At 34.5% G+C, this 1,326-nt stretch carries 2 protein-coding genes; both read left to right on the top strand.

What is annotated here, in order from left to right; genetic code table 11:
- On the top strand, nt 1-1,051 hold a 1,051-nt coding region (locus E1140_RS00315), incomplete at its 5' end, for an RHS repeat domain-containing protein (RefSeq protein WP_185153323.1).
- A 50-nt stretch (nt 1,052-1,101) separates the two neighbouring features.
- On the top strand, nt 1,102-1,326 hold a 225-nt coding region (locus E1140_RS00310; RefSeq protein ID WP_155177966.1), incomplete at its 3' end, for a hypothetical protein.

Raw genomic sequence — 1,326 nt, 5'->3', positions numbered from 1 at the left:
AGACGAACACCCTGTGATACAGAAGGATGATTATTATCCATTTGGTTTAACATTTAACAATGGCTACCAAAGGGTGACTGCGAAGGAGAACAGGTTTAAGTACAATGGGAATGAAAATATTGACGATTTAGGCATTTCATTAATTGATTTTAATGCCAGACTTTATGACCCAGCCATTGGTAGGTTTATTCAGGTTGATCCGTTATCAGAAGTTAATCAAAAATCATGGACACCGTATCACTTTGGGTTTGACAACCCGATTAGGTTTGCAGATCCAACTGGTATGACTTCTACAGAGGAGTGGAAAGAAAATAATGGAGTAACTGATGATGATTTAATAACTGTATATCAAGCCAGTGATGATGACAATAATTCAGATGATGAAAGCCCAAACAGTTTAATTATTTTTCATAAAAGTGTTCAGCCTCCTGAACGAGAGGATGCACTAGGAGCTAAAATCCCAGTCGGGGTGGCTAATCAAATTGATCAGGAGAATTTTGCTGGTTCTGGATGGGTAGCTAAAATAGCTCAGAATAATGAAGAAATAGTTACAATTGTAAACTCTTTCGTTACCTCAACTGGCAGGAAAATTGATAATCTTGTAATTGTTACGCATGGTTCTAGAGATCCAGACAATCCTGCATTGATCATGGGTGATGTTGCTATTACTCCTGAATCATTTACACAAGGAGGAACAACGATCACTAATATGTTAGGAAGTGTGACTGAACAAATGAGTGATGGAGGAAATTTAATTTTTGGAGCTTGTAATTGCGGAAATTATAATATGGGAATAAATGCATCAAATTTTTTGGGTAAGAATAAGGCAGGTAGTTTAAATATCTTCTTTAATTCAGATAAAACCACTGTTAGTTTTACAAGAGTGTCAGAAGGACAATATGCTTACAAAATTCGTCTTGGTCAAGGATTAACAAGAAGACCCGTTAATGGGTGGTTGCAAACTGGATCAATTGGGGGTTCGCCAATTACTCCATCACCAATAAGAAATTTAGTTTTAAATAAGAATGGAACTGTAAATGTCGTTCAATGATTTATAATTTACTTTATGTTGTTTTTTTCATTGTTACAAATTTTTCTGACATGGAAACAACTAATGATATTTCAATAGCTGATGCTTTTGATAAAGCAAAAGAATTTAGTGATGCAAAATTTCATTATGATTCAATAGGAGTCGAGTATCCAAAAGTTATTAAAAATGAAAGTTTTCAAAGCTTTGATTTTTTTAATTTTGAGCCAAATGGAACATTGAAAGACAGCTCTGACTATTTTACACTCTGGTATGATAGCTTGGGTCTAGTTGGTAAG

Origin of the sequence: Fulvivirga lutimaris (assembly GCF_009711525.1) — a bacterium.
GTDB lineage: Bacteria > Bacteroidota > Bacteroidia > Cytophagales > Cyclobacteriaceae > Fulvivirga > Fulvivirga lutimaris.
The sequence above is the reverse complement of the archived record's forward strand: the minus strand, read 5'-3'. Positions and strand labels throughout refer to the sequence as shown.